Genomic DNA, 22,783 nt, shown 5'->3' on the forward strand with positions numbered 1-22,783 from the left:
GGGCAGGCAGACGACGGTCAGGAGGTTCCGACAACGAGGATGTGCGCGGAGGCATCCGTGAACACGCCCTGGTCGTCCGCCAGGCGGGCGGTCGCCACCGCGTCCGCGACCAGCGCTTGCGCGACCTCCTGTCCCGCGCACCGGCCTGCCGCCACGACGTACGCCCATCCGGGACCCTCGATCCCGTGCAGTCGCACATCCTTCAAGCCGGCCTCGGCCGCCTCCTCGGCGAGCTCGGCCGCCGTATGGAAGTGCACCACCGTGAACCCTCGGCTGCCGTCGTACGACCCGGTCCGCACCACTTCGGTGACCTCCCCTGCGAGAAGGTCCGGGGTAAGCCCGGCACTCACGGTGTAGTCCTGCATCAGGGAGTACCGGGAAATCCCGGCTGCCGCCACCAGTCCACCCGGCACCACGACGCGGCGGGCTTCGGAGAGCGCTCTGAGCCTGTCGGCGCGATCCGCCAAGTGGTACAGCGGCCCCAGGAGCAGCACCGCGTCGAAGCCGTGTGCGGGCAGCGTCACATCTCGGGCGTCACCGATCTCGGCCGTACACCCTGGAACGTACGCGCGGGCCTGTTCGACATGCTTGGGCACCGGGTCCAGGAGCACCACCTCGTACCCGTCCTCGACAAGCCACCGAGCATGGGTCCCCGGCCCTCCACCCACGTCCAGAACCCGGGCCGGCGGCGGTGGAAGGTACTGGCGTAACAGCTCTTGAGTCCGCTCGAGCTCCAGGCGGCCTGTCGCGGTGGTGTGCAGCCGGGCGGCTTCGTCGTATTCCCCGTAGAAGTCCGCGATCCGTGCGTCGATCGTCGTCATACACAGCGACGGTAGGACCCGGCCGGTCGTCCTGTCACCCGGAATTCCGCACTAGCACATCGTGGAGGCGATTCGCCTTCTCCGGCCGGTCAAGCGACGCGAAGTCGACCCGGCCGGTTGCCATCGCCAGGCCTCTTTCCGGAGCTGCGTAGGCTAACGTCGGTGTGTCGCCAAGGAGGTCCAGTGCTGTCTTCCGCATCTGCTACCACCGCTTCTGATTTACGAATTGAGCCGATCGACGTCGTCCTCGACGAAGTCGAACGGACGCTTGGAACCCAGCTGGACCCGGCGACCCTGGTGCGCAAGCGCCGGTCGCTCGGCGCGAGGACGGATCGTGACTCGTGGGTGCGTGTTGAGCGGCGTCGCTTCGAGAAGATCGGGAGCCAGGGCTGGAACGGTACGGAGTGCGCCGCGCTGCTGGAAGGCGTCGCGATGCCCGAGTGGCGGCGGGGTGCGGCGTGGCGGCAGAGGGACGAGCCGGTGATGTGGCGCGCTGACGAGACCGATCTGCTGCCCGGTGCTCCAGTGGGCAGCAGCGTGCTGGTCGTCGACCCGCTCCTCCCGGAGGCGTGGTGGGAAGCGCTGAACCGCTCCCTGGATGCTCTCTCAGTGCAGAGCACAAGCCGGGTGGCGACTCCCGACACGGTGACGATCACGCAGGGCGGGGTGGCGGAGGCAGTACGGCGTTTCCTCCCGGATGGCGTCGACACCGAGGTACGGCAGTGGCAGCCGGCGCATGCCGATCTGAACTGGGCGAACATGACCGGGCCGGAGTTTTCCCTGTTCGACTGGGAGGACTGGGGCTTGGCCCCGCAGGGGCTGGATGCCGCGTCGTTGTGGGGTAACTCGCTTGCCGTCCCGGATCTGGCCGAGCGCGTACGCCACGAGAGGCGGCGCGACCTGGAGAGCCGGGACGGCAAGCTGATGACCCTGTTCGTCTGCGCGAAGATCCTGGCCCCCGACGCGCATCCCGAGGACCCGCGCCTCGAACCTGCCAGCCGGATGGCGGAGCAGGTCGCGGCGGACCTTCAGTCCGGCTGACGGCCGGCCCGCTCCCGAAGGATCTGCCTGTACGTCCGCAGTCTGTCGGCATCGGGCTCGTACCGGAGAGCGTGGATCAGCTCCTGGAGATGGGCGGGGTTGTCCGTGCCTACGGCGATCCTCCCTACCTCCGGCAGCGAGAAGGCCGTGCGGAAAGCGGCCTGGAGGCCGGAGAGGGCGTCGTCCGCGTCTGAGATGAAGACGCGAGGATCCAGCCGCCCCCACACGGGGTCGGCCGTGTCGCCCCCGAAGGGAGACATCCCCCAGACCTGGTCCGGCGCCATGCCCCACTGGGCTGAGAGTGCGTCGCCGGCTTCGAGGACATCGATGCTGGCGAGGAGACCGGCGCGGACCATGAGCACTGCGGGCCTGGGCAGCGCGGCGTCGACGAGGCCTGGCAGGGGGCGGGGATCCCAGGTGGAGATGCCCCAGGCACCGCACAGCCCCTCCTCCACGGCTGTTGCCAAGGTGGCGCATGCCCGGCCGAGGGTGTCCTTTGCCTCGGCCGCGGGGGAGGTGAGCGAGCGTTCCGGGTTGTGCAGGAACACCAGGTCCGGCACTCGGCCCAGGTCGTGGTTGGTCTGTTCCAGGGCCACTCGCAGACGGGCCGGGTCGAGGGAATGCTCGGCATGACCGATGCCGGTGAAGTATCCGACCTTCGTGGATACGGTGAAGCGGGGCAGGACGTCGCCGGCGACGTCGGCCAGCGTGGCGTGGGCGGTGAAGCCTCGGTAGTTGAAGCTGGTGTCGATCGCGGTGATGCCCAGGTCCAGCGCGCTGGTCAGAGTCCGGCGTTCGTAACGAGACCGATGTAGCCCGAGGACAATTCGGGGGTCAGGCTCGCGCACAGTTCCTCCTCCACCAGGATCTTCGCCAGCGCCTCCACCTCGGCGCCCACCACACGGGTGGCCTCGTCCAGCCGTACGGGGCGTCCGCTCAGCAGCATGCGGAGGCCGGGCAGTGCCTTGGCCGCGAAGGTGAGCTTCTTGCCTGCCGCCTCCACGACGACCGTCTCCCCGTCCTCCGCGATCGTGGGCGAAAAGTCGGTGACGCACACTGCGGCCTCCAGCGGGCCGAAGATGTCCAGGAACGGGACGTGGCGGCCGGGAGGGGCTTCCTGCTCGCGGCGCCGGAGGAACTCCGCCGGGTCGCGGGCGTCGATGAGGCGGGAGGCTGCGGTGGCCAGCTGGCGCTGCTGGTCCTGCTGCTCGTCGGGGCTGGCCCAGCGGTTGAGGTCGTGGCGGAAGATCTCCTCCTGGCGGGACCAGTCGGCCAGCCAGGTCAACCAGCTCACGGCAGTGCGCTTGGCGAAGCCGAAGGTCACGTGGGTGCTGTGCCCGCCACCGTGACCGACGCGGGTAGCGGCGTGCCAGTAGCCGCGCGGGATGTGCATGACGTCGCCGGCCTTCATGGCGCCGGTCCACACAATCTCCTCGCTGGGCGTGTTGTTCCGCTCGGCGTCCCGGTACATCGGCACCGGCCGGGAGGCACCTCGTACCTCCCACTGCTTCTCGCCGGCGAGCTGGACGATCACGACGTCGTGGTCGTCCCAGTGCAGGTCGAAGCCGGAGGCGTCGTTCGTGGTCAGGTAGACGTTGGCCTGGACGTGCTCGCGCGACCACCACTGCAACGCCCGGCACGCCACCTCCATGGTGGGGTCGAAGACGTTCGACTGGTCGAGGACCAGCGTCGCTCCGTCCCGCAGGTGATTGCCGACGCGGCGCATGTCCGCCATCGGTATGGCCTGCCCGCGGGGTGTGACCTGCCGGTTCAGGTAGGCGTCGGGGTGCATCTCCTCGCCGCCCTTGAAGAACCGGAACTGCGGGTTGGACACGCTCCGCCGCATGACCATGTCGAGCAGCCGCTGCGGCGTGAGGAGCCTGGTGACGACCTCGGGGTCGCTGATGCTGCCCCGGGCGAACTCCGTACCGAGCGGGGCCGGGCCATCCCACCCCAGTGCCTCTTCGATTGCGTGAACCAGACGGTGTTCCATGAGCCGCTCCCTTTTCCTTGCCTCGGATGGGACGTGAAAGGCGGAGGGGCCGCGCACCGCGGCCCCTCCGCCATGGAGCCGGCGGCGCTTACGCCGCGTGGTTCAGCCCGTCACCGGTGGGCCAGGGGCCGTCGCCCGACGAGCCCTGTCCAGGGTCGGAGGCGTTGCTGTCGTGCCGGTCGTGGACGCTCGCGAGAGCTTCCACGGCCACCAGGAGGCCCTCCTCGACGGAGGGCTTGGCGTCCTTCACTTGGTGCTCCTTCCTCTACCGATCTCCCGCCGGGTCCGGCGGGAAGCTTTGGCGTGCGGAGGTGCTGGATAGTGCGAGGGGCCGCCCCCGTGGCCGTGGGGTTTCACCACGGGGGCGGGACTCAGGGGCCTGCGCTCAGGGGGCGCCGCAGGCGCTGTCCCGGCGCGCGGTGCCGTCCACCGCTGGGCTCGGAGGGCGTCTCCATGCCGGGATGTGGACCGGGTTGCGCCGGGCGGGTCGGCTCGTCGCCCAGGAGGATCGCCTGCCAGACCCGCTCCTGGAGCTCCTGGATGCAAGGCCCACAGGCATACATGGGGGCCTGGGCGCCGGCGACGCTGACGGGGCCGATCCACAGGACGCGGGTCCGCTGCTGGCCGCAGTAGAGCCAGCAGCGGCCGTCCACCCACCGGTTGCCGTCGTCGGTGGCGGCCGGGGCGGGCAACCCGCCGCGTGCGAAGTCGGCGATGCCGGGGATCACTCGAGGCGGCATGGCCAGTTCCAGAAGCACTGCGCGGCCTTCACAGTTCAGTCGGCCTGAACGGCCACGGGGGTGGGGTCGGCCTTCTCGGCGTCCGAGAAGAGGAGGGTGGGCTCGGCGAGGATGTCGCGGCCGGCTTCACTCTTGTAGATCTCGTCCACGCTGCCGAACCGCGCCTCGGTGTAGTCGAGTTCGAGAAGGGCAGCGGCCTGGCGGACGGACGCCTCGTCAGGGCCCTCGATCTCGAGGAAGGTGGGGAGGTCGGGCCAGGTGTCGAAGTCGAAGGCGACTTCTCCCAGGCGCCACTCCTCGCGGTAGTTCTCCTGGTAGCGGACCTCGCGCAGGCCGAGCCGGCGCAGGATGTCGGCCATGGCGTGCAGGTCGGCGATCTCGGTCTCGATCTCGGTTGTGCCGTCGATCGTGGTGGAGTCGGTGACCTGCTTGAGCGTGAGCGTGGAGCGGGTGCCCTCGTCCCTCAGGCGGAGCCAGGCCCCGCCGTCCAGGTTGTCGTTCTCAAAGATCTTTCGGGTGAGGAGGGTCCGGGGGAACGCCTGGACGGCGCCCAGCCTGGTCAGCTTGTCCTGGAGGCCAGCGACGTCGACGGCCAGGAACTTCGCCTCGTACTCGTGCTTCATCAGTCCTTCTTCCCTAGCGGTACCTGGTGGGCGTACGGGCCGCCAGGAGCAGGCCCATGCGGTGGGTGTGGTCCTGGAGCTGCCCGACGTGCGCCCGCTCGGTGAACTCGGTCGTCCGCAGCGTGAGCAGGACGTCCCAGTCGCCGATGAAGTAGCGGCGGAGCTTCTCGGGGGACGTGTAGTGCTCGACCAGGAAGTGGCGCTGCTCGACGGGCATCATGAACTCCGCGCCGAACAAGCCCCCGGGACGCACGAGGCGCTGCATGCGGTCGACGAACTCGGCGAGCGGGCGGTGGTGGTTGGCACTGTAATGCCACGAGCAGCTCGTCCAGACGGCGTCGCAGGGCGAGTCCAGCGGGTCGCCGGTGAGGAAGTCCTCCTCCACCACCTGCACGCGGTCGTACAGCTCCTCCAGCTTGAGCCGGTCGATCAGCCCCAGAGCGTGGGCGTGCTCGTCACCCGGAAGGTGGACCTCGCCACCGTGCAGGGCGAGCGGGTCCCGCTCTATGGCGATGACGCGGTAGCCGGCGGCGGCGAGCGGCAGGATGAACTTGCCGTCGCTGGCTCCGACGACGGCGACCGTGGCGTCAGGTGCGGTGTGCGCCCTCAGCGCGGCGAGGAACTGGGGGAAGAAGGTGAGGGTGTGCTCCCACAGGCTCTGCGTCTGCACGGCCATGTGCTCCTTGGACCTTGGTGGTGAGGATCGCCTGGAGGACCTCGTCGGGGTCGCGGCCGGTGGTGTCCACGCGGTGCATCGCGAACCCGGCGTAGGCGTCAGTGATGCTGCTTGAGTCGCTCTCGACCAGGGCGTCCCAGCGAGTGTCGGGCTTGTCCCGGCCAGCGAGTCGGGTCTGACGCTCGTCCTCTTCACATACCAGGTAGTACGTGACCGGCTGCGGCAGATCGGGGGGCAGCGTGATGCCGAGCCGGGCGCCGAGCGCACGGTGGTTGGCCAGGCAGCGGGCGAAGTAGCTCTCCACGACGACCGGGGTGCCCGCGGACAGGTACCGCCGAATGTCGTCGGCTGCGGTGAACAGGGCGGAGAGGTAGAAGCACATCCGGGCCTCCACGTTCTCCCGTCTGTCCACCTCCCTCCGCAGCGGCTGGTAGAAGGCCGGCACGGTCGGGACCAGGACGGCTTCCCGGGCTGCGGCCAGCATGGGGGCGATGGTTGACTTGCCGGTGCCGCGCAGCCCTTCGATGCTCTCGAACCGCGGGTGGTCAGACACGGGCGTACACCACGTCGGGCACCGCGAGGGTGAGCTCGTCGGTGGCGGTGGGGCGGTGGACGATGTGGTCGGCGAGCTTGTCGTACCAGAAGGCGTGGGAGTCCTTGCCGACGGCCTTGCAGGACATGGTCAGCGCGCCGCGCGGATCGGCTTCGATCCGTTCGATCTCCACCGGCCCGCCCACGGGGGCACAGATCTCGGGGGCGCCGTCCTCGGACAGGTCCTCGTCGACAATCACCTCGATGTCCAGCCGGGTCTCCTGGAGCTGCTCGCGCAGCCGGGCGTACGCGGCGGAGTCGGTGATCAGCAGTTCCGGGTGGTTGGCGGCATGGCCGACCGGCCGCAGGCAGTGGAGCTTGAGCTGGCGCGCGCCGAGGTCCTGGATGGTGCGGGCCAGGGGCAGCACCTCGTCGATATTGCTGGAGGTGACCGTCATGGTCGCCCCGGTGCGGACGCCGAGCTCCCGGGCGAGGTCGAGAGCGCGCAGCGCGCTCTCGTAGCTGCCGGCCTTGCGGATGTGGTCGTTGGTGGAGCCGACGCCCTCCAGCGAGATCCGCAGCAGGTCCACGTACGGGGCGATCTCGGTGAGCCGGCGCTCGATCCGGTAGCCGTTCGTGCAGATCTCGACCTGCAGGCCCAGCTCCTGCTTGGCGTGCCGGACCACGCGGGCGAGCTCCTTGTAGACGAAGGGCTCGCCGCCGAGCAGGGTGACGGCCTCGGTGTCGTATTCCTCGCGCATGAGGGTGAGGAGGTTCGCGGCCTGCTCGGCGGTGAAGGCGTCGGCGTGCTGGAGCCGCGTGCCGTGGAAGCAGTGCAGGCACTCGAAGTTGCATCGGTACAGCAGCTGCAGGTACAGCATCCGGATCCTGCGGATCCCGGTGACTTCCCCGATCACGTGTGGGCCCCCTTCGGCCAGTCGCCTCGTTGGAGCCCTGATCGTGGCCGAGGGGGCTGGGACCGCATCACCGCGTATACGGACGCTCCCGAGGACGTCCTGGGACGTTTTCACCGACCTGCGAAGCCCTCCAGGAGCTCCATCACGTGCTCCGTGTCCGACAGGTCCGGCAGCACCACGGACGCGCCGGCGGCGGCCAGGTCGTCGGCGCTGTGGATGCCCGACGCGACGGCGATGATCTCCGAGCCGGTGGCGAGGGCCGCCTCGACGTCACGGGGGGTGTCTCCGATCAGTACGACGGGGACGTCCTCCCGCACGCCCCGCAGGCGCCGGGCCCGGTCGCGTGCCACCGCCACGAGCTCGGGCCGCTGCTCGGCATCGGCGCCGTAGGCTCCAACCGGGAGATCCAGCAGCGGATCCAGGTCGAAGGCGGACAGCTTCACGCGGGCGTTGGCTGCGATGTTGCCGGTCAGGACCGACGAGACCCAGTCACGGCGCTCCGCCGCGGCCATGAGTACCTCGTGTACCCCTGGCAACGCGATGCCCCGACGTCGTAGATCCTCCTCACGCCCCGCACCGGCACGGGTGAGAGCAGCCTCGACAACGGACCACTCAGGCTCCGCCACACCGTGCTGCCTGAACATCCCGCGCATGATCAGGCGATCAGTCCTGCCCTCCGTCTGCGCCGGTCCCGTCGGCGGTCCGCCTACGAGGGCCGAGAACGCGGCGGCATAGATCTCCTTGCTGATGCCCGCGTTCTCGATGAGCGTGTGGTCGATGTCCCATAGGACGATGAGCTGCATGGCGTCAGCGTAAGGATCTCGGACCTTCCCCAGGCCGCAGGAACGTCCCAAAACGTCCTTGCCAGATCACTCACGCCTCCGCTTGCATGACGCCCGTGAACGAGCGACTGCACTCCGTACTCGCCCAGCGCGGCGTCTCCCCCGAGTCACTCGCCGAAATCTGCGAAGTCGACCCCAAGACCGTCGGCCGCTGGCTCGGCGGACGAGTCCCTCACGCACGTCACCGCTTCCGAGCCGCCCAACACCTCCGGATCGAGGAGTCCTTCCTCTGGCCCGCCCCACAGCCATCCGCGAGCAAGCCCGCCTCCGCGTTAGGCAGCGAGCTGATCGGCACGTACGAGAACCGCGCCAGCGTCCCCCGGGACATGTGGCTGGCTCTCCTCCAGGAGGCACGCGAGCAGATCGGAGTGCTGGTGTTCTCCGGCACGTTCTTCGCCCAGTCCAACCCCCAGGTCGCCGAGATGCTCGCCGAGCGGGCCGCCAACGGCGTCCGCGTACGCCTGTGCTTCGGGGACCCGGGCGGCCAGGCGGTCGCCATCCGAGGACGTGAGGAAGGCATCGGCGACACCCTCGCCGCCAAGATCCGAGCTTCCCTCACCTACTACCGCCCACTGCTGCCCGAGGGCGGCTGCGAAGTGCGGCTCCACGACACCACGCTGTACACGTCCTTGTTCCGCTACGACGACCACCTGCTGGTTAACCCGCATGTGTGGGGCCGGCCAGCGAGCGCCAATCCCCTCCTGCACCTCAAGAGGGTTGATGGCGCAGGGTGGTTCGACAACTACGCTCAAAGCTTCGAAGCCGTCTGGGCCACCGCACGGCCCTGGACTCCCGACCAGGAGGGGACCGCCGCACATGGGCAGGACTGAGTACTACAACGACCCCGCCGCACCGAAGGCGAACACCCTCATCCCCGCGAGCAACCTGCTCGTTGTCGACGACAGCGGAGCCATCCTGCTCCAGCGCCGCCGCGACACCGGACAGTGGGCCCTGCCCGGCGGAGCCCAGGACATTGGCGAGACCGCGGCCCAGTGCGCCGTACGCGAGTGCCTGGAGGAAACCGGCATCATCGCCGAGATCACCGGCTTCCTCGGCGTCTACACCAACCCCAAGCACATCGTCGCCTACACCGACGGCGAGATCCGCCAGCAGTACGAGAACACCTACATCGGCCGCCCCATCGGCGGCGCGCCCACGATCAACGACGAAGCCGACGGCGTCCGCTTCATCCAGCCTGCCGACCTCGACCAGTACGACATCCACCCCAGCATGCGCCAGCAGATCGGCGACTACCTCGCCGGCACATACCCCTACCTCGGCTGACCCACTAGCGCCGCCTCCACCCGCCCCACCGCCGCGAAAATCTCCGGCGACGCCCGACGGATGAACCGCCCCACGAGGCTGTCCGCCCCGTAGCGGCCCACGATCTCCGCCACCCGCTCCTCGGCGGTGGTCTGCTCGCCGTCGGGTGTCGTCGTCATGTCGCAGTACACGAGCGCGTCCACGAGCAGCGGCTCCTCCAGCAACGGGAACTCGCGCTCCAGCACGTCCCTCAGCCCGCGCTCCTCGGCCTCCAGCAGCGCAAATGAATGGTTCGCCACCAACCGCACCAACCGCTCATCAGCGCCATGCTCGTCCCGGAGAAACCGCGCCCCATCGAGCGGATGGAACCCCGTTCCCGCCAGTCGGGGCGCGTATCCGACGTCGTGAAGTACCGCGGCTGCAGCCAACAGGTCAGCGGCCTCACCCAGGCATTGACGGAGCTCGGCCGCACGAACCGCCACGCCCTGCGAGTGCGCCCATCGCCTGGGAAGCACAACTCTGAGCTCCGTATCAGCCACATGCCTCGCCCAAGCCGCTATTGATTCATCCATGGTCTGCTCCATGCCCAGCACGACAGCAAGGCAGTCCCACACGAACATCCCGGAACCTTCGCAACCGGCCATCAGGTGAGGGTCGAGCGGTAGATGGGCGGCGGGACCAATTGTGGGAATCACAGGCGTGATAACACCTCGGCGATTCGCGCGAGCGGCTATCGCCATTGACCCTGTGGCTCTTCCAAGTCCAGTCCGTAGCGAACCTCCCACGGCGGCCAGGCACAAGCGAGGCAGCCGTACAGCGCGGAACAGCAAGCAGAACTCGAGAGGGGAAAGGAACAAGTGATCACCAAGCGGAACGCACGGGCCATCCTGTTGGACGTCGACGAGCTCGTACTGATCAAGCGGACAAAGCCCGGCCGAGACCCGTACTGGGTGACGGTCGGCGGCGGTATCGAGGCCGACGACGCGAGCATCGAGGACGCCCTGCACCGCGAGGTGTTCGAGGAGCTCGGCGGCAAGCTGAGCCGGGCGCAACTCGTGCACCTGGTCACCGACTCCCTGGAGAACGGCCTCGGTGTCCAGCACATCTTCGCCGCCCGCCAGGACCAGATGGACATCGAGGCGCGCACCGGCACCGAGTTCGACGAGCCCGAGCGTGGTGGTTACGAGGTCGCACGCGTGCCGTTCACCGCGGAGGCGATCCGGCAGCTCAACCTGATGCCGCCTGAGCTGGCCCACTTCGCCGCCAGCAACATCGAGGCCATCAAGTCCGTTCTCGATACCCAGATCCCCGCGTCCTGAGCGCCAAGATGTCCATCAGCCTCAATGGCCCGGACAACGTCGGCAAGACCACCCACTTACGCCTGCTCGCCGCCCGCTTCCCCAATCCCCATCTCGTCACGCTGGGCTGGCAGTACGGCGTCCTCAACGGATCCCGAGGTTCGCCGGGTTCGCCCCTCGATCGGTTTCCGGCCGCTGATCGCCGCAACGCAACCAAACCGGGGTCCGTGCATCACAGGTAGGGGGTGGTGCGTCGTAGTGCGCGACACGTCCATCCAGGGCATGGGGACGGTGCGCAATGGTCCATCAAATCGTTTGCGTGATGTGCACCAGTTGATCAGTAGACAAGCTGTATCTGAGATCGCCTCGTGGCCGGAGCGACCTCGACATGCTCCTGTGCGGCAGGAGCAGCTGATGAAGGTCGTTCGCTCCCACGGGGTGGAGCATCCCATCACCGTGGTCTCCCGGAGCGACTACCTGACAGAGCACCCCCGCCACACCAACGTTGTTCCGCGACGTGTTCAGTATGTGGCCATCGCAGACTTCCATTGGCTGGAGGCCGCCCGAGCGTTGGAGATGCCCTTCGTCTCGGTGGTGGTTCAACCAATGCCTCGAGATTCTGTGCATGCGTACGTACTCCGTCGGCACTGCCACGATGACTACCTCGGTCCCCTTGACGAAGCACGCCTGCTGCGAGCTGCGCTTCACGCACCGGGACAGACTCGGAGCCAGAACATGTTCGCCGAGGAACTGGGCTACAGCCGAGCGACTGTATCGCAGCGCCTGTCCTTGCTGGAGCTCACTCCCGGAGAACAAGCGGCGCTTGAGGCCGGCGAACTCGGCCTTGGCCACGCACGACGAATCGTTACGGATCGTCGCCGATCACGTGATCCGAAAATGACGTGAGATTAACCATGAGGCGTCGTCACCCGCAGCCTGTCGGGCCGGCGCCTCGCCCAGGGCGTCGATAGCCCTGGATTGCGTCCGGCTACGGTCGCCTGCTCGTGCTCGTGAGTTCGGAGATGCCCCGCATCACCCTTGCCACATCCTCGAGCGAGTCGAGCACAAGGTCGGCACCGGACTCGCCCAGCTCGGCGGCGGTGGTCTTGCCCGATGCGACACCGATGACGGCCGCGCCGCCCTCACGACCGGTACGGACGTCCTCAAGAGAGTCGCCGATGATGACGGTGTTCCCACGGTGGAATGCCGTGCTGTGCTTCACCTCGGCACGCCTCTGGGCAATGGCGACGAGCGCCGGCCGGTGGTGGTCGTCGGAGGCGAATCCGCCGATCTCCATGTCCAGCATGTCGTCCAGCTCGAAGGCCGCCAGCTTGAGCTGGGCGCTCGGCTTGAGGTTGCCGGTCACGGCAGTCGGAACGAGGCCGGGATGGTCATGCACAGCACGCAAGGCAGCGGTGGCGCCAGGCATGAGGACTCCCTGCTCCCGCAGATCTTGGCTGTGTGCAGCGAGCCGCGTCGGCAACAGTTCCACCATGCGCGGCAGTAGCTCGGCGACGTCGGCGTCCGGCACACCGTTGTCGATGAGGAGCGACCGGATCGCCAGTGGCATCGTGACGCCGGTACCGCGTGCCGGCAGGTGTTCTGCGGGGCGGCCGACCACGTCGGCGAACGTCTCCCGATAGACCTGCCGGTCGATGTCGCCGACGTACAGGAGAGTGCGGTCGATGTCCCACAATACGAGGGCCTGCTGGGCCTGGGTCACGTTCGGCTCCTTGTACCGGTCAAGAGGGCGGCGCGGTCGATCAACTCTCGAGCGTACGGGTCTCGCCTGACGGGAGCGACCTCGCCCACCAGCGCATCGATGTGCTCGTTGAGCCGGGCGGACTGAAGCTGTTCGGCGAGGTCGAGCGCCTGGCGCGCCGCGGAGCGCCCTGCCCCAGCTCGAGAATAGGCAGGGGGTAGGCGGGCCAGCCGCAGATCACCGTGGCTGAGGCCCGAGCGGAAGGGTGTGCACGATCCTCCACTGATACGCGCGCCGCTCACGGCGCAGTTCTACGAGATGCACATCGGAGATCGTGACGGAAACCGGTGGCATCCGTCGAAGGGGACCCAAAGCTTCACGCACCGGGCCCGAGGACCGCCTCCGGTTGCTGTACGCAATGCCGATGTGCGGCCTAAGAAGCCCCGTGGGCTTCCGGGGTGCCAGCCCGATCTGGAGGCCAGCCTGCGAGAGGGCAGCATGGAGTTCCAGGACGGGATTCCAGGGGCCTACGCTGTAGCGGAGTGCGCCTCGTGACGCTGTGAGCGGGACTGCCAGGAGACTGAATGCCGCGGGCAGGGTTTCGGTGGCCGTAGAGACAAGCTGATCCAGCTGGCCAGACTTCACCTCACCAACGAGCCCCACCCGTGCCAGGGTCAGATGCAGTCCGTCTTCAGCGATCTCGTCAAACCCGAGGTGGCTGAGTTGCCGCTGACAGTCCCGCGCCTGGGAGACCAAGGGCGCCTCCGGCGGAACGGTGATCATCCAGTAGTACGCCCGAGTGGAATCGCTCCACCCCGGCCGGTCCCAGTGATTGATCATCTCGTCAACCGCATCGAAGGCGGTCCAGTCGTGCTCGGCGATGGCATCGAGATCAGTGACGCTGGGCGGGGGTGTGGGAGGAAACGCGCCAGGGTCGCTCAACAGATGCACGTCCTGCCCCTCCCAGTTGCCCGACTGGCCGTGCGATCTTCGCAGTTCTGGCCAGATGTCTTGCCTGAGGAGCATCCTGCCAGGAGCGTAGCGCCTCCCCGTACTCACCCACTGCCTGCAGATCACGCCAGTCCTGGGTTCGAGCATAGAGCTCACCCGCCCGCTGCACGACGGATCGAATCGGCGGTCCACCACCACCCTCAAGGACCTGGCGGCCGAGCACCATGGCGTGTTCGACTTCGGGGCGCGGGCCAGCCAGGAGAGCGGTCGCAACGTCAAGACGTACGAGGGCGCGACTCCATGCCGATTCGGACTGCTCGACGAGTTCGTCGATCTGATCCGCGTGCTCGAGCACCCGCTGAGCGTTGCCGAGGGAGACGTGAACCGTAGCGACGTTGGCTAACGTACGCGCCGTTCCATACGCCTCGAAGGAGATGCAGGAGGTCAGAGTCGGCGGCGTGCTGTGCTTGCTGCTGAGATCTTCGGCGGTCGCGATGGATCGCTCGGCCTCCGCCCGCTGGTTGAGCTTGCCCAGCGCCCGGGCGCGGCCGTTCGCGTGAAGGCGGATGGCCTGGGGATGGTCTGGGGCGACGGCCAGTCCGACGTCAGCCCATTGGACAGCAGCCTCATAACGTCCGGCGTAGTAGGCGTTCAAGGACCTGGTGCCGTACGTCCACATGATCAGCTCAGCGTCTCGGATCTCCTCGGCAAGGGACTGCGCCTCAGAGCAGTACGCCTCCGCCAGCGATTCTCGTCCAGCGTTGACGGCCATGTAGCCCAGCAACCCCGACGCCTGTGCCGCCAGGCGAAAGAGTGACCGCCTAAGCTCCGGCGGCTGCCGGCCGTCCAGAAGGCCCTGAATGAAGGAACGGAGCTCGACGGCCTCCGTCACGAGCTGGTACGGGCCTTCGCCTTCATATCGCTCAACGATCTCAGCGATTCCCTGTTCCAGGAGCAGAAGGGCGGTCGAGTCCACGTTGGATGCTGTTGTCGCATTCAGACGCTTAGCGATCTCAACCGGACTCTCCCAAGCAGGTGCCGAGAGTGCAGGCTGGCCGAGACTGGTCGTCTGAGGTTCGCACATACGAGCCTGCACTGGCCGAGGAGCGACATCCGGAGGCACCTGCAGGCGCGAGAGAACTGAAATGATCTTGTCGATGTTCGCCAGTCGCCGGCCTCCCGACTCCAACGTCGAAAGAAACGATTGGCTGAGGCCGGTGAGTTCAGCCATGTCCTCCTGGCGCAAACTCGCGATCTCCCGGATTCGGCGGAAGGCACGACCGAAGTCCCATTCAGACATCGCCTCAGCGACCTCGGCGTCCCGCCATACCTGGTGCGGCAGATGAGGACCTGCCGACACGTCATCGGCCACAGTCCGGACGCAGGCGGCACACATCGGTTCGGTGTTGTAACGACTGAGAGCACAGTCGCAGCGGCTGCAGCGTCGTTCGTTCCGTGCCATGAGTGCCTCCCCGCTCGAGTCCGGGAGCCTGGTCAGAGAGCACCGCGGAGCGCAATGACATCAGTGATATCACCGGCTCGATTCATGAACATCGTCTTCGCGTCACACACTTGGGCTGCCAAATGCCCCATGGGCGGAGTCTCGACGCAGATGAGGAGGTTCAGCCCACAATGCGGCCCTCCTTGGCGTCGGCAGCCGGCGCTCAGCAGGCCCACCACGATCCGGCGTGACCAGTTCACCTTGCCCGGATTCCACAACCAACCACGACAGCTACCTACGAAGGGCCTTGCAGGTGTTTCCACGAGCCGAGCCAGTTGATGGCCCGCTGACTGCCGTCCGGCCCCATGGCGGTTGGCACCGTGCATGACGAGGAACAGCAGAACGAGTTCGTGGCCGAGGTGCTCGAACTGCGGTACGGACTAAGTGTTGACGGGATCGAGCGGGTGCCGCCCACGGGCCTCGGGGCCGTGATCAACCGGCGAGTGCTGACCTCTGGCGGCGAGCGGGTGTACATCAAGGAGTACCCCGGCGGGGGCACGCTGCACGAGGTCCGCGCGGCTTTGGACATGGCGCAGTTCTGCTCCGCCGCTCAGCTTCCCGTGCCGCGGGTCTGGCCGGATGGGAGCGGAGACGTACTGAGCGAGTTCGGCGGCAGCGCGTGGGCAGTGGCCTCGGAGGCACCGGGTCGCATCAGTCCATACGTGATGTCCGGGCCCCAGGCAGAGCACATCGGGATGGCCTTGGGCCGCATGCACAGGGTTCTCGCCGCCTACCCACTCCCCCAGGCCAGCCAGCCCAGGCGCTGGTCCACTCACCCTGTCGAGGGAGCCTTGGCGGAGTGTGATGCTTTGCTCCGACGGCTGCCGGCGCAGCTCCTGAATGGTCCGACAAGCCTGCGCACCGATCTCGCCCAGAGGGCAGATGATCTTCGTGGCGAGGCGGAGCGTCTTCGGTCGGGTGTGCCTCAGGATTTGGTGGAACACGCCATCCATGGAGGATTCACCCTCAGACACGTCCTGCTTGTGACCGATGTGGTTACGGGGGTCATCGGCTTCCGCTGCCAGAGCGGGATGCCTGCATGGGAACTGGGGAGGATCGCGCTCGATCCGCGGACTGTGGCAGGCAACGACGAATGGCTCGGCGGCGCGATCGCTCTGGTATCCGCCTACAGATCAGAGAACCCCACCCTCCCAGTCAGGGACATCACAGCAAGCGTTCGAATCGCGTTGCTTCACATGCTGTTCAGCTTCGGCGGCGAAACGACCACGACGTACTGCACATCCCGCGAGGCAGACGGCCTGAAGCACCGTTGGGCTGATCAACAAGCAGCCATCCGCAGGGTCCTGACGAACCTCGACGATCTCGAAGAGGCACTCCGGTCCACGCCTGGCCACTCGCCTGGAACCCGCCGATGAGCACCGCACCCGACAACACATCGCGACGCCTGGTCCTGACCCTCGACTCTCCGAGGCTGAGATTGCCCACGCGCCCGAGCGGTACCCCAGGATGTCCGCCTGCCGAGGTGGACGTGTCTCCGCCACCCACGGGCGAGGTCTTACTCCGGTCGGTTGGCCGCGGGCTCCCAGTAGTTCGCCAGCATCGCCGCCGGCCAGGCCGGAGCGGTGACCGGACCGCGGGGGCCCATCTCCTCGAAGTAGGGGGCCAGGTCGTAGATCGGAGTCCCCGCCACGGCGTCGAGGTCGGTGACGTGCAGGTCCCGGCCTTCCACCTTGAGCAGGCAGGGGAAGGACGTCGCCATGCGGTTGGGACGTCGGTGGTTTCGGTGCACGAAGGTACCGGTGGGCTCCCACGTCGGGTCGTTGCGAGGGCTGCGGGCTCCGAGGTGCAGGTCGGCGTCGGAACCCAGGTGGAACCGCCAGGTCACGATCAGGTGGGAGAACTCGTCGAGTCCGCGCAGGGTGTCCAGCGGGAAGTCTGGGCGCATGCGGATGATCGATTCGACTCCGCCCTGGTAGTCGTCAGCCGGCCTCTGGTGGCCACCGACGACGTGGGCGATGGCCTCGATCGTGATCGGGTCGTGCACGCATTCCTCCCCTGGGACTACCGGATCGGCTGGGCTATTGGCTCGGCTCGGGCCGGTGGTGTGACGGCGCGGTCAGCGTACCCGGCTGATCACGATGCGGGCGCGGTCGTCCAGGCGGGCCAGCGCGGTGCCGCCGCGGCCGCGGTACGGCGACAGGGCACGGCGCATCTGGACGACGGTGTCCAGGGCGCGTCCGGACTGGACTCCCTGCATGGCGTCGAGGGCCTGGGTCCAGGTTGCGCACGCCACGTCGAGTGCGCCCCGCTGTATCTGGACCGTACCCAGGAGGCCGAGGGTGACGGCGTGCGTGCGGGCGAAGGCCGTGCTCTTGCGAGTACGCACGCTACGCAGGAACTCCCGCTCGGCGCCTTGGAGATCGCCGAGGGCTTGCAAGGTGCGGGCTGTCTCGTGCGCGAGGGACGCTTCAGAGAAGAAGAAGACCCTTGCGGGCTCGTCGTCACCGGCTTGGGCGCTGCGCAGGTCGTCCTCGGCTCGCAGCAGGGCTGCGATGGCCTCCTGCTTGTGGCCGGCGGCTGCCAGGGTGCGGGCGTGGACGACGCCGAGGAGGGAGCGTTCGCGGGAGCTGGCGTTTGTGTAGCGGCGCTGGGAGACGGAGGTCTCGGCCAGCTGAAGGGCCTGGTTGGGGTGGCCGAGGTCGAGGGTCTGGTGGGCCTGCGCGCGGAGGATGTGTCCTGCCAGCGGGGCGTCGTCGGCCTCGGCGGACAGCTGCAGTGCCAGGCTGAGCCACTTTTGGGCCAGCACGTGCTCGGAGGCGTCGAACGCCGTCCAACCTGCCAGGTAGGCCAGTTCGCCGGCGGCCGTGAACATCTCCTGCCGGATGCGCTCGTCAGGGAACCGGCTGCCGAGGTAGGCGGCCACGTCGGTGCGGAGGTAGGCCACCAGTGCGGACCGTCCGTCTCCTCCCCCACGCCGCTGTTCCCGCTGCGACAGCAGCTGGGTCATCTCCCGTACGGCGGCCACGTCGTCCTGCCCGACCGTCCGGCCAGCCGGAGGTCGCCGCGTACGGGCAGCCGCCAGGGAGTCCTCCCACCACCCGGTGGACGGCAGGCTCATTCCGGCAAGCGAGAAGGCGGCGCGTTTGAGGGCCAGGCGGCGCTCCAGGTCCAAGTCGGTCCCCCCGAGATCCACGAGCTGTGCGATGGTGTCGCCGCGTTGAGGCCGCATCGAACCCGCCTGTTCGTCGGGGTCGTTGAGCCCGATGTCGGCAGGCGTGACGATGCGGTTCAGCCCCTTGCCGAGCAGTCCTCGCGACAGCGTCTCGCACAAGATACGGGTCGCCGTCGGCCCCGGATGCGCGCCTCGAATCCACTGGTTGACATGGGAGCGCGTGATGGACTGCAGCTCCGTGGCTCCGACCTCGGAGGCGACGCGCACCACGTGCGCGGCTGCCGCGACCTGCGACCAGCCGATTTCCTGGAGTACGCCTTCCAGTCGCGTGTTCCGTTCGCGCGGCACGCAGCGCTCCTGTCCACGAAACGATCTTTACCCGCGTTACCCGTCCCCGACCACGCTTCTGGATACCCACACGGGGTGAAACGCGGTTCGCTGAGCGTAACGGTAGCCCCAAGGGCCACTAGCACGACCGTAGTTCGGCCATCGAACGCACCGGCACACAGACTCCCCGGCGGGTCAGCACGTCCACGGAATGGAACGAGGTGAGGTGACCATGTCCCATCGGATCACGCGAAGCGACCTGCTTCGGGCTCTGGACTCCCCCGCCGCCGTCTCGGCGTGCGTGGTCCTGCCCAGCCGCCTGGAATCCGTCAGGCACACCCGCCGGTTCGTCTCGGACCAACTGGGCAGGTGGGGCTGCGAGTCCCTGACCGACTCCACGGTGAGGATCTGCAGCGAGCTGGCCGCCAACGCAGTCACCCATGCCGAGCCGGACGCGGCGGGACGGGGCGAGATCCTGGTTTCCCTGACGTTCGTTGCCGGCGAGGCGCTGATCGCCCAGGTCGCGGACTCCGATCCGAGCCCGCCCGTCCCGAAGATCACCCGGCCCCAGGGCCTCGCGGAGAGCGGGCGCGGACTGTCCATCGTCACCAAGCTCTCCGACTACTGGAGCGCCTCTCCCAGGTCTGATGGTCAAGGCAAGACCGTCAGCGCCTACCTGCGCGATCGCCAGCAGGCCCTTGCTCCCGGAGCGGCGTCGGCAGCCGACCGCGCCTTGCCGCCGCTGGCCGGGCAAGGCCGGGTGCATTCCGAGGATGCTGCTGGACTCGTGACCGCGGCGGAGCCCGGTGGTACCGCGCTGCCGCAGCTGGACTTCTCCAAACCGACGGTGGCACGGGTGTGTGACTACGTCACCGGCGGAACGGACAACTACCCGGCAGACCGTGCTCTGGGACGTCAGCTGCTCGCGGTGGCGCCGTGGCTGGACCAGGCGGCTGCCGCTGCCCGTGCCCACGGACAGCACGTCGTCCGGCATCTCGCTTCGCAGGGGATCGTGCAGTTCCTCGACCTCGGCTGCGGGCTGCCCCGCCGCCGCGGCCGCAACGTTCACGATGCGGCGCAGGACGTCCAGCGCGAGGCCAGTGTCGTCTACGTGGACCGCGACCCGATGGTGCAGGCCCACGTCCGGACCCTGTTCGAAGAAACGCCCCGGGAAATGGGCCTGCACGCCGACATCACCCTCACCGAGGACATGCTCGCCCAGCCGGCCATCGCACGCCTCGACCGGCGCAGGCCGATGGCGGTCCTGCTGCACGAGGTCCTGCCGTGGATCGATGACGACCAGGCCAGGCACCTGCTGGACACGCTCCGGTCCTGGCTGCCCGACGACAGCGTCCTATCCGTCGTCCACGCCGCAGCCGACAGCTACCCCGAGTCGGTCCCCGACCTCGTCACGCTGTACCAGGAGGCCGACATCCTCTACCGGCCGCGAACCCTGGAACAGCTGCTGACCCTTGCCGCCGACTGGGACGTGGACGGCCCGGGCATCACGGCCGTCCCCCTCGAAGGACTCCGTGCCGTCGACGGCCGCGAGCCGCTGTACGGCTCGTACGCGTTCACCACCTGCGCGTCCGAGTCGGCTGGCAGGCGGCTCGGCCCGAACGCTCCGGCACACACGCCGGTAGCCGCCGACGGCGCGTACCGGGAGGCAACCCAGTGACCGCTCCCTACAGCGTGCGGGCCCTAGCCCGCACCGACTACCCCCAAGCGGGCAGCCTGCTGTCCCGTCGCTGGGCCCGGGAGGCCGAGTGCGGACGGCCGGTCGACCAGCAGCGCGACATCGCCCTGATCCGGCCACTGCGGACCGGTGACCACAGCGACGAGCTCCACGGCCTGTTCGAGGACGGGAACCTCGTCGCGATGTGGGAGCTGGACCCCAGCGGTCCGGGCCCCGGCTGGAACACGTCCAAGCGCGCCGAGAGCAGCGTCAGCCTGCTGCTGCTCTACACCGACCCCGTTCACCGGCACGCAGGCCGCCTGGTCTCGCTCTGGCTCGCCGATCAGCTCGCACGCCGCCCGCGCCCGCCGCAATGGCTGCGCTGCAACGTGACCAACGGCCGGCTCGCGGACCACATCGCCCTTGCGTGGGGCTGGAAGAAGGTCCGCTACGACCACGGCCGTCACCTTCTCCAGCTCCCTTGCGACGTGAAACCGGCGCTCAGCATGCTGATCACGGATCCCGTCTCTGAGCGGGCGTCCAGCTGGCCCTCCCTGGCCGCGCCCGCAGGGAGCGAACGCCCGTGACGTACATCAACTTCGGCGACGACCCCTACTGGACCGGGCTCGAGGACAACGAGCCGGAACCCGTGCACGACCGCCTGGCCGCCCGCACCGTGCGCGGTGCGCCGCCCGGAGAGGTCCGGGACGCATCCCCCCGGGAGATCCAGGTCGGCGACTGGTTGGTCCTCGACGGCACGGCCTACGAGATCACCAACCTGTTCTCGCCCGGCTTCGACAGGTCCTCCAAGCGAGTCATCCTTCGCGGCCACCCCGACCAGATGGTCAAAACGCGCCAGCAGATCGTGCGCCCGTACGAGGTGTCGCACCGCGCCCCGCGCCGCCCCTGGTAACCGACGGTCTGCCCCGCACGGCATCGACAACTGACATCCCATTTCCCTGTCCGAGGAGTTTCCGTGGGTCCGTCCCTTCCGATCCCCACGCCGCAGTCCTGCTTACCCTCTCCGCCGTCACCGCCAAGGAGGGGCATTCCAGGTGCCCTGATCGGTGTCCCTCGCACCCCGTCCGAGGCGGAGCCGGTGACCTGGCGTCTGCTGCGTGCCCTCGCGGTCTCCCGGCTCGAAGACATCACCAGCGAAGACAGCGGCCTCTGGGACACCCTCAATCGTGTCCTCGACGATGCGGTGGACTTGGGCGAGGTCCGCCCGCTGACTGCCGGCCTGGCTGTGGACCTCCGCTCGCTGACGGACCGGGCCTCCCGCCACGTCGAAACCGGGCTTACCGAGGAGACGCGAGCGCGGGCGTGCGGTCTCCTGGGCGAGGTCCGCGACCGGCTGCGCCGTGACACCCTGGACATCGGCCTTCTGCGCCGACTGGCCTGGATGACGGAGGAGGTCGCCGGCGAGGTCCTGGCCCCGGCTCCGTCCGCCGCTACTTCGGCGGCGGCCGGAGGGTGTGCGTGCGCGTGCTCCCCTGTCGCCTCGGGGTGGCCCGGGCAGTGGCCCACAAGGCCCGCCCCTGCCGCGTACTCGGCGGCCTCGGCATGACCGTCGGTGTGTCCGCTGCCACGAGGCCGGAGAGCATGCGGATCCTGGACCGGGCCTGCGTCATCGTGCACCAGCACGTCACCACCGTGTACCCGCCGGGTGCCCCGCTGCCGCGCACCAAACACCTGGCCCTGGCTTTGAGGCTGCCGGTGAAGCACGTGCACCAAGGGCTCCTGCGCCTGGACTCCCTGGGCGAGATCGTGCTGCATACCGGGAACGTGCCGGTCCGGCTCGGCACGCGCGAACCGCACCCCCGCGACCGCGGCCTGCACGGTGCCGTCCGCGACCGGATCCGTGCTGGCCACTACCGGCCAGGGACGGCACTGCCGACCGGTCTGCTGGGCGAGGAGTTCGGCCTCCTCCCCCACCACGTCCAGCGAGCGTTGCGGTTCCTCACGTTGGAGAAGACCCTGCGCTTCGAAGAGGACGGGGCCTACGGCCCGGGCCACTACGTTCCTGCCGAGCCCGTGGAGGCGGTTGCGTGAACGTCACGCTACTACCTGCCGCGCAGCACCAAGGCGAGCGTGGCCGCCGCGATGCGGCGCCCGCCCTGGCCGATGCCTGCGCCGGCCTCCCGGGGAAAAGACCACCGACCACGGTGGGAGTACTGCGGTGACGGCCGTGCAGCGCCGCAGGCTCGTGCTGCTGCAGCGGCTGGCCGCCGTACCGGTGGCAGGGCCGATCGCAGGCTGGCTGGCCGAGGCGTATCTCCGGTGCACGGTCCGGCAGATGGTCTCTCGGGCCCGGCTCTATGAAGACCGCACCGGTGCCAGGCTCTCGCCGCGCCACTCGGCACCACCCAGAGACAGGGGCTGATCCCTCCCGCCGCAATCGCGGCCCACGACTTCCCTCTCCGGCGCTTCCGAAGGGGGAGGCCAGGAAGCGCGCCGTCAGGCACGTGCCCCTGGCCAGTACCACACCGAACAAACCAAATCAGCAGAAGGAGTTGCAATGGCCACCAATCCCAACCCGGGCATGACCCAGGCCCAGTCCAAGGCCACAGCCAAGGACGCGTTCCACCTGGACGTGGAGCTGGTCGAGGTCGGCGACGCGGGCGCCCTGAAGACGCTGACCGACGACGGCTGCGGATCGACCTGCGGCGCCTGCACCACCGGCGTCCACTGACCCACTCGCTCCGCCCTGACCGGTGCCGTCCCGCCCAGCGGCGGGGCGGCAACGGTC

Annotated in this window: 29 protein-coding genes; 13 read left to right on the forward strand and 16 right to left on the reverse strand. The window is 68.4% G+C overall.

Going from position 1 to position 22,783, the window contains the following annotated elements; all coding sequences use genetic code 11:
- Positions 1–17: 17 nt before the first annotated feature.
- The gene (locus ACIQUR_RS01235; RefSeq protein ID WP_403328126.1) at positions 18–821 is read right to left on the reverse strand and encodes a class I SAM-dependent methyltransferase; all 804 of its coding nucleotides are present in this window, start codon (positions 819–821) and stop codon (positions 18–20) included.
- A gap of 183 nt (positions 822–1,004) precedes the next feature.
- Between ACIQUR_RS01235 and ACIQUR_RS01240 the strand changes: the two genes are divergently transcribed.
- The gene (locus ACIQUR_RS01240; RefSeq protein ID WP_403328129.1) at positions 1,005–1,862 is read left to right on the forward strand and encodes a hypothetical protein; all 858 of its coding nucleotides are present in this window, start codon (positions 1,005–1,007) and stop codon (positions 1,860–1,862) included.
- Here ACIQUR_RS01240 and ACIQUR_RS01245 read toward each other — a convergent pair.
- The 9 genes from ACIQUR_RS01245 to ACIQUR_RS01285 form a co-directional block, all read right to left on the reverse strand.
- On the reverse strand, positions 1,850–2,710 hold the full coding sequence (locus ACIQUR_RS01245; RefSeq protein ID WP_403328132.1) for an aldo/keto reductase: 861 nt from the start codon (positions 2,708–2,710) through the stop codon (positions 1,850–1,852). The two genes, ACIQUR_RS01240 and ACIQUR_RS01245, sit on opposite strands and share 13 nt — an antisense overlap.
- Positions 2,644–3,855: a JmjC domain-containing protein gene (locus ACIQUR_RS01250; protein ID WP_403328134.1), complete on the reverse strand. Its 1,212-nt coding sequence runs from the start codon at positions 3,853–3,855 to the stop codon at positions 2,644–2,646. The genes ACIQUR_RS01245 and ACIQUR_RS01250 overlap by 67 nt, the downstream gene beginning before the upstream one ends.
- Positions 3,856–3,943: 88 nt before the next feature.
- Positions 3,944–4,105 carry a hypothetical protein gene (locus tag ACIQUR_RS01255; protein ID WP_403328137.1) on the reverse strand — a complete coding sequence of 54 codons (162 nt, stop codon included), beginning with the start codon at positions 4,103–4,105 and terminating at the stop codon, positions 3,944–3,946.
- 121 nt (positions 4,106–4,226) lie between these two features.
- Positions 4,227–4,595, reverse strand: coding sequence for a hypothetical protein (locus tag ACIQUR_RS01260; protein WP_403328140.1), 369 nt, complete (start codon positions 4,593–4,595; stop codon positions 4,227–4,229).
- Positions 4,596–4,630: 35 nt separating this feature from the next.
- Positions 4,631–5,218, reverse strand: coding sequence for a class IV adenylate cyclase (locus ACIQUR_RS01265; protein ID WP_403656591.1), 588 nt, complete (start codon positions 5,216–5,218; stop codon positions 4,631–4,633).
- A gap of 13 nt (positions 5,219–5,231) precedes the next feature.
- Positions 5,232–5,888 (reverse strand): class I SAM-dependent methyltransferase, encoded by a 657-nt coding sequence (locus ACIQUR_RS01270; RefSeq protein ID WP_403656594.1) that lies wholly within the window; start codon positions 5,886–5,888, stop codon positions 5,232–5,234.
- Positions 5,806–6,447 (reverse strand): hypothetical protein, encoded by a 642-nt coding sequence (locus tag ACIQUR_RS01275; protein ID WP_403656598.1) that lies wholly within the window; start codon positions 6,445–6,447, stop codon positions 5,806–5,808. The genes ACIQUR_RS01270 and ACIQUR_RS01275 overlap by 83 nt, the downstream gene beginning before the upstream one ends.
- A complete protein-coding gene (locus ACIQUR_RS01280) occupies positions 6,440–7,342 on the reverse strand; it encodes a radical SAM protein (protein ID WP_403656601.1) in 903 nt (300 codons plus the stop codon). The genes ACIQUR_RS01275 and ACIQUR_RS01280 overlap by 8 nt, the downstream gene beginning before the upstream one ends.
- Positions 7,343–7,452: 110 nt before the next feature.
- Positions 7,453–8,145 (reverse strand): haloacid dehalogenase-like hydrolase, encoded by a 693-nt coding sequence (locus ACIQUR_RS01285; protein ID WP_403328153.1) that lies wholly within the window; start codon positions 8,143–8,145, stop codon positions 7,453–7,455.
- A gap of 95 nt (positions 8,146–8,240) precedes the next feature.
- Here ACIQUR_RS01285 and ACIQUR_RS01290 point away from each other — a divergent pair, with 95 nt between their 5' ends.
- Positions 8,241–9,014: an XRE family transcriptional regulator gene (locus ACIQUR_RS01290; protein WP_403328156.1), complete on the forward strand. Its 774-nt coding sequence runs from the start codon at positions 8,241–8,243 to the stop codon at positions 9,012–9,014.
- The gene (locus ACIQUR_RS01295; RefSeq protein WP_403328158.1) at positions 9,001–9,468 is read left to right on the forward strand and encodes an NUDIX hydrolase; all 468 of its coding nucleotides are present in this window, start codon (positions 9,001–9,003) and stop codon (positions 9,466–9,468) included. Before ACIQUR_RS01290 ends, ACIQUR_RS01295 begins: the two co-directional genes overlap by 14 nt.
- Here ACIQUR_RS01295 and ACIQUR_RS01300 read toward each other — a convergent pair.
- A complete protein-coding gene (locus ACIQUR_RS01300) occupies positions 9,456–10,019 on the reverse strand; it encodes an HD domain-containing protein (protein WP_403328460.1) in 564 nt (187 codons plus the stop codon). The genes ACIQUR_RS01295 and ACIQUR_RS01300 overlap by 13 nt on opposite strands.
- 285 nt (positions 10,020–10,304) lie before the next feature.
- Here ACIQUR_RS01300 and ACIQUR_RS01305 point away from each other — a divergent pair, with 285 nt between their 5' ends.
- From ACIQUR_RS01305 to ACIQUR_RS01315, 3 genes are read left to right on the forward strand one after another with little or no spacing between them, the layout of a single operon-like run.
- Positions 10,305–10,766 carry an NUDIX domain-containing protein gene (locus tag ACIQUR_RS01305; RefSeq protein ID WP_403656606.1) on the forward strand — a complete coding sequence of 154 codons (462 nt, stop codon included), beginning with the start codon at positions 10,305–10,307 and terminating at the stop codon, positions 10,764–10,766.
- An 8-nt stretch (positions 10,767–10,774) separates the two neighbouring features.
- Positions 10,775–10,987, forward strand: a complete 213-nt coding sequence (locus tag ACIQUR_RS01310) for a hypothetical protein (protein WP_403328163.1) — start codon at positions 10,775–10,777, stop codon at positions 10,985–10,987.
- A 16-nt stretch (positions 10,988–11,003) separates the two neighbouring features.
- A complete protein-coding gene (locus ACIQUR_RS01315) occupies positions 11,004–11,651 on the forward strand; it encodes a ParB/RepB/Spo0J family partition protein (protein ID WP_403328166.1) in 648 nt (215 codons plus the stop codon).
- A gap of 82 nt (positions 11,652–11,733) precedes the next feature.
- Here ACIQUR_RS01315 and ACIQUR_RS01320 read toward each other — a convergent pair whose 3' ends face one another.
- From ACIQUR_RS01320 to ACIQUR_RS01330, 3 genes are all read right to left on the reverse strand, one after another.
- Positions 11,734–12,468: an HAD family hydrolase gene (locus tag ACIQUR_RS01320; protein WP_403328168.1), complete on the reverse strand. Its 735-nt coding sequence runs from the start codon at positions 12,466–12,468 to the stop codon at positions 11,734–11,736.
- Positions 12,469–12,684: 216 nt separating this feature from the next.
- Entirely contained in the window at positions 12,685–13,287 is a 603-nt protein-coding gene (locus ACIQUR_RS01325; RefSeq protein WP_403328463.1) for a 2'-5' RNA ligase family protein, read from the reverse strand.
- Between the two features lie 52 nt (positions 13,288–13,339).
- Positions 13,340–14,770, reverse strand: coding sequence for a helix-turn-helix domain-containing protein (locus ACIQUR_RS01330; RefSeq protein ID WP_403328171.1), 1,431 nt, complete (start codon positions 14,768–14,770; stop codon positions 13,340–13,342).
- A 434-nt stretch (positions 14,771–15,204) separates the two neighbouring features.
- Between ACIQUR_RS01330 and ACIQUR_RS01335 the strand changes: the two genes are divergently transcribed.
- Positions 15,205–16,275 (forward strand): phosphotransferase enzyme family protein, encoded by a 1,071-nt coding sequence (locus ACIQUR_RS01335; protein WP_403656610.1) that lies wholly within the window; start codon positions 15,205–15,207, stop codon positions 16,273–16,275.
- A gap of 140 nt (positions 16,276–16,415) precedes the next feature.
- Here the strand turns inward: ACIQUR_RS01335 and ACIQUR_RS01340 are convergent, their stop codons facing one another.
- Together ACIQUR_RS01340 and ACIQUR_RS01345 are read right to left on the reverse strand one after the other, a co-directional pair.
- Complete coding sequence (locus ACIQUR_RS01340) at positions 16,416–16,904, reverse strand: TrmO family methyltransferase (protein WP_403328177.1); 489 nt, start codon at positions 16,902–16,904, stop codon at positions 16,416–16,418.
- 72 nt (positions 16,905–16,976) lie between these two features.
- A complete protein-coding gene (locus tag ACIQUR_RS01345) occupies positions 16,977–18,191 on the reverse strand; it encodes a Tat pathway signal protein (RefSeq protein ID WP_403656613.1) in 1,215 nt (404 codons plus the stop codon).
- Positions 18,192–18,591: 400 nt separating this feature from the next.
- Between ACIQUR_RS01345 and ACIQUR_RS01350 the strand changes: the two genes are divergently transcribed.
- From ACIQUR_RS01350 to ACIQUR_RS01375, 6 genes are all read left to right on the forward strand, one after another.
- A complete protein-coding gene (locus tag ACIQUR_RS01350) occupies positions 18,592–20,037 on the forward strand; it encodes an SAM-dependent methyltransferase (RefSeq protein WP_403328182.1) in 1,446 nt (481 codons plus the stop codon).
- The gene (locus ACIQUR_RS01355) at positions 20,034–20,621 is read left to right on the forward strand and encodes a hypothetical protein (RefSeq protein ID WP_403328185.1); all 588 of its coding nucleotides are present in this window, start codon (positions 20,034–20,036) and stop codon (positions 20,619–20,621) included. Before ACIQUR_RS01350 ends, ACIQUR_RS01355 begins: the two co-directional genes overlap by 4 nt.
- Positions 20,618–20,947 carry a hypothetical protein gene (locus tag ACIQUR_RS01360; protein ID WP_403328188.1) on the forward strand — a complete coding sequence of 110 codons (330 nt, stop codon included), beginning with the start codon at positions 20,618–20,620 and terminating at the stop codon, positions 20,945–20,947. Before ACIQUR_RS01355 ends, ACIQUR_RS01360 begins: the two co-directional genes overlap by 4 nt.
- Positions 20,948–21,133: 186 nt before the next feature.
- Positions 21,134–21,601 (forward strand): hypothetical protein, encoded by a 468-nt coding sequence (locus ACIQUR_RS01365; protein WP_403328191.1) that lies wholly within the window; start codon positions 21,134–21,136, stop codon positions 21,599–21,601.
- A gap of 8 nt (positions 21,602–21,609) precedes the next feature.
- Complete coding sequence (locus ACIQUR_RS01370; RefSeq protein WP_403328194.1) at positions 21,610–22,086, forward strand: hypothetical protein; 477 nt, start codon at positions 21,610–21,612, stop codon at positions 22,084–22,086.
- Between the two features lie 490 nt (positions 22,087–22,576).
- Positions 22,577–22,726: an FxLD family lanthipeptide gene (locus tag ACIQUR_RS01375; protein ID WP_351649372.1), complete on the forward strand. Its 150-nt coding sequence runs from the start codon at positions 22,577–22,579 to the stop codon at positions 22,724–22,726.
- Positions 22,727–22,783 lie beyond the last annotated feature (57 nt).

The organism is Streptomyces sp. NPDC101132 (assembly GCF_044759225.1).
Lineage (GTDB): Bacteria > Actinomycetota > Actinomycetes > Streptomycetales > Streptomycetaceae > Streptomyces.

Excerpts from the sequence above, each read along its gene's own strand:
- ACIQUR_RS01235 (WP_403328126.1), bottom strand. The coding sequence starts at position 821 with ATGACGACGATCGACGCACGGATCGCGGACTTCTACGGGGAATACGAC.
- ACIQUR_RS01250 (WP_403328134.1), bottom strand. The coding sequence starts at position 3,855 with ATGGAACACCGTCTGGTTCACGCAATCGAAGAGGCACTGGGGTGGGAT.
- ACIQUR_RS01260 (WP_403328140.1), bottom strand. The coding sequence starts at position 4,595 with ATGCCGCCTCGAGTGATCCCCGGCATCGCCGACTTCGCACGCGGCGGG.
- ACIQUR_RS01265 (WP_403656591.1), bottom strand. The coding sequence starts at position 5,218 with ATGAAGCACGAGTACGAGGCGAAGTTCCTGGCCGTCGACGTCGCTGGC.
- ACIQUR_RS01285 (WP_403328153.1), bottom strand. The coding sequence starts at position 8,145 with ATGCAGCTCATCGTCCTATGGGACATCGACCACACGCTCATCGAGAAC.
- ACIQUR_RS01295 (WP_403328158.1), top strand. The coding sequence starts at position 9,001 with ATGGGCAGGACTGAGTACTACAACGACCCCGCCGCACCGAAGGCGAAC.
- ACIQUR_RS01300 (WP_403328460.1), bottom strand. The coding sequence starts at position 10,019 with ATGGATGAATCAATAGCGGCTTGGGCGAGGCATGTGGCTGATACGGAG.
- ACIQUR_RS01310 (WP_403328163.1), top strand. The coding sequence starts at position 10,775 with ATGTCCATCAGCCTCAATGGCCCGGACAACGTCGGCAAGACCACCCAC.
- ACIQUR_RS01325 (WP_403328463.1), bottom strand. The coding sequence starts at position 13,287 with ATGATCAATCACTGGGACCGGCCGGGGTGGAGCGATTCCACTCGGGCG.
- ACIQUR_RS01335 (WP_403656610.1), top strand. The coding sequence starts at position 15,205 with ATGGCGGTTGGCACCGTGCATGACGAGGAACAGCAGAACGAGTTCGTG.
- ACIQUR_RS01350 (WP_403328182.1), top strand. The coding sequence starts at position 18,592 with ATGTCCCATCGGATCACGCGAAGCGACCTGCTTCGGGCTCTGGACTCC.
- ACIQUR_RS01375 (WP_351649372.1), top strand. The coding sequence starts at position 22,577 with ATGACCCAGGCCCAGTCCAAGGCCACAGCCAAGGACGCGTTCCACCTG.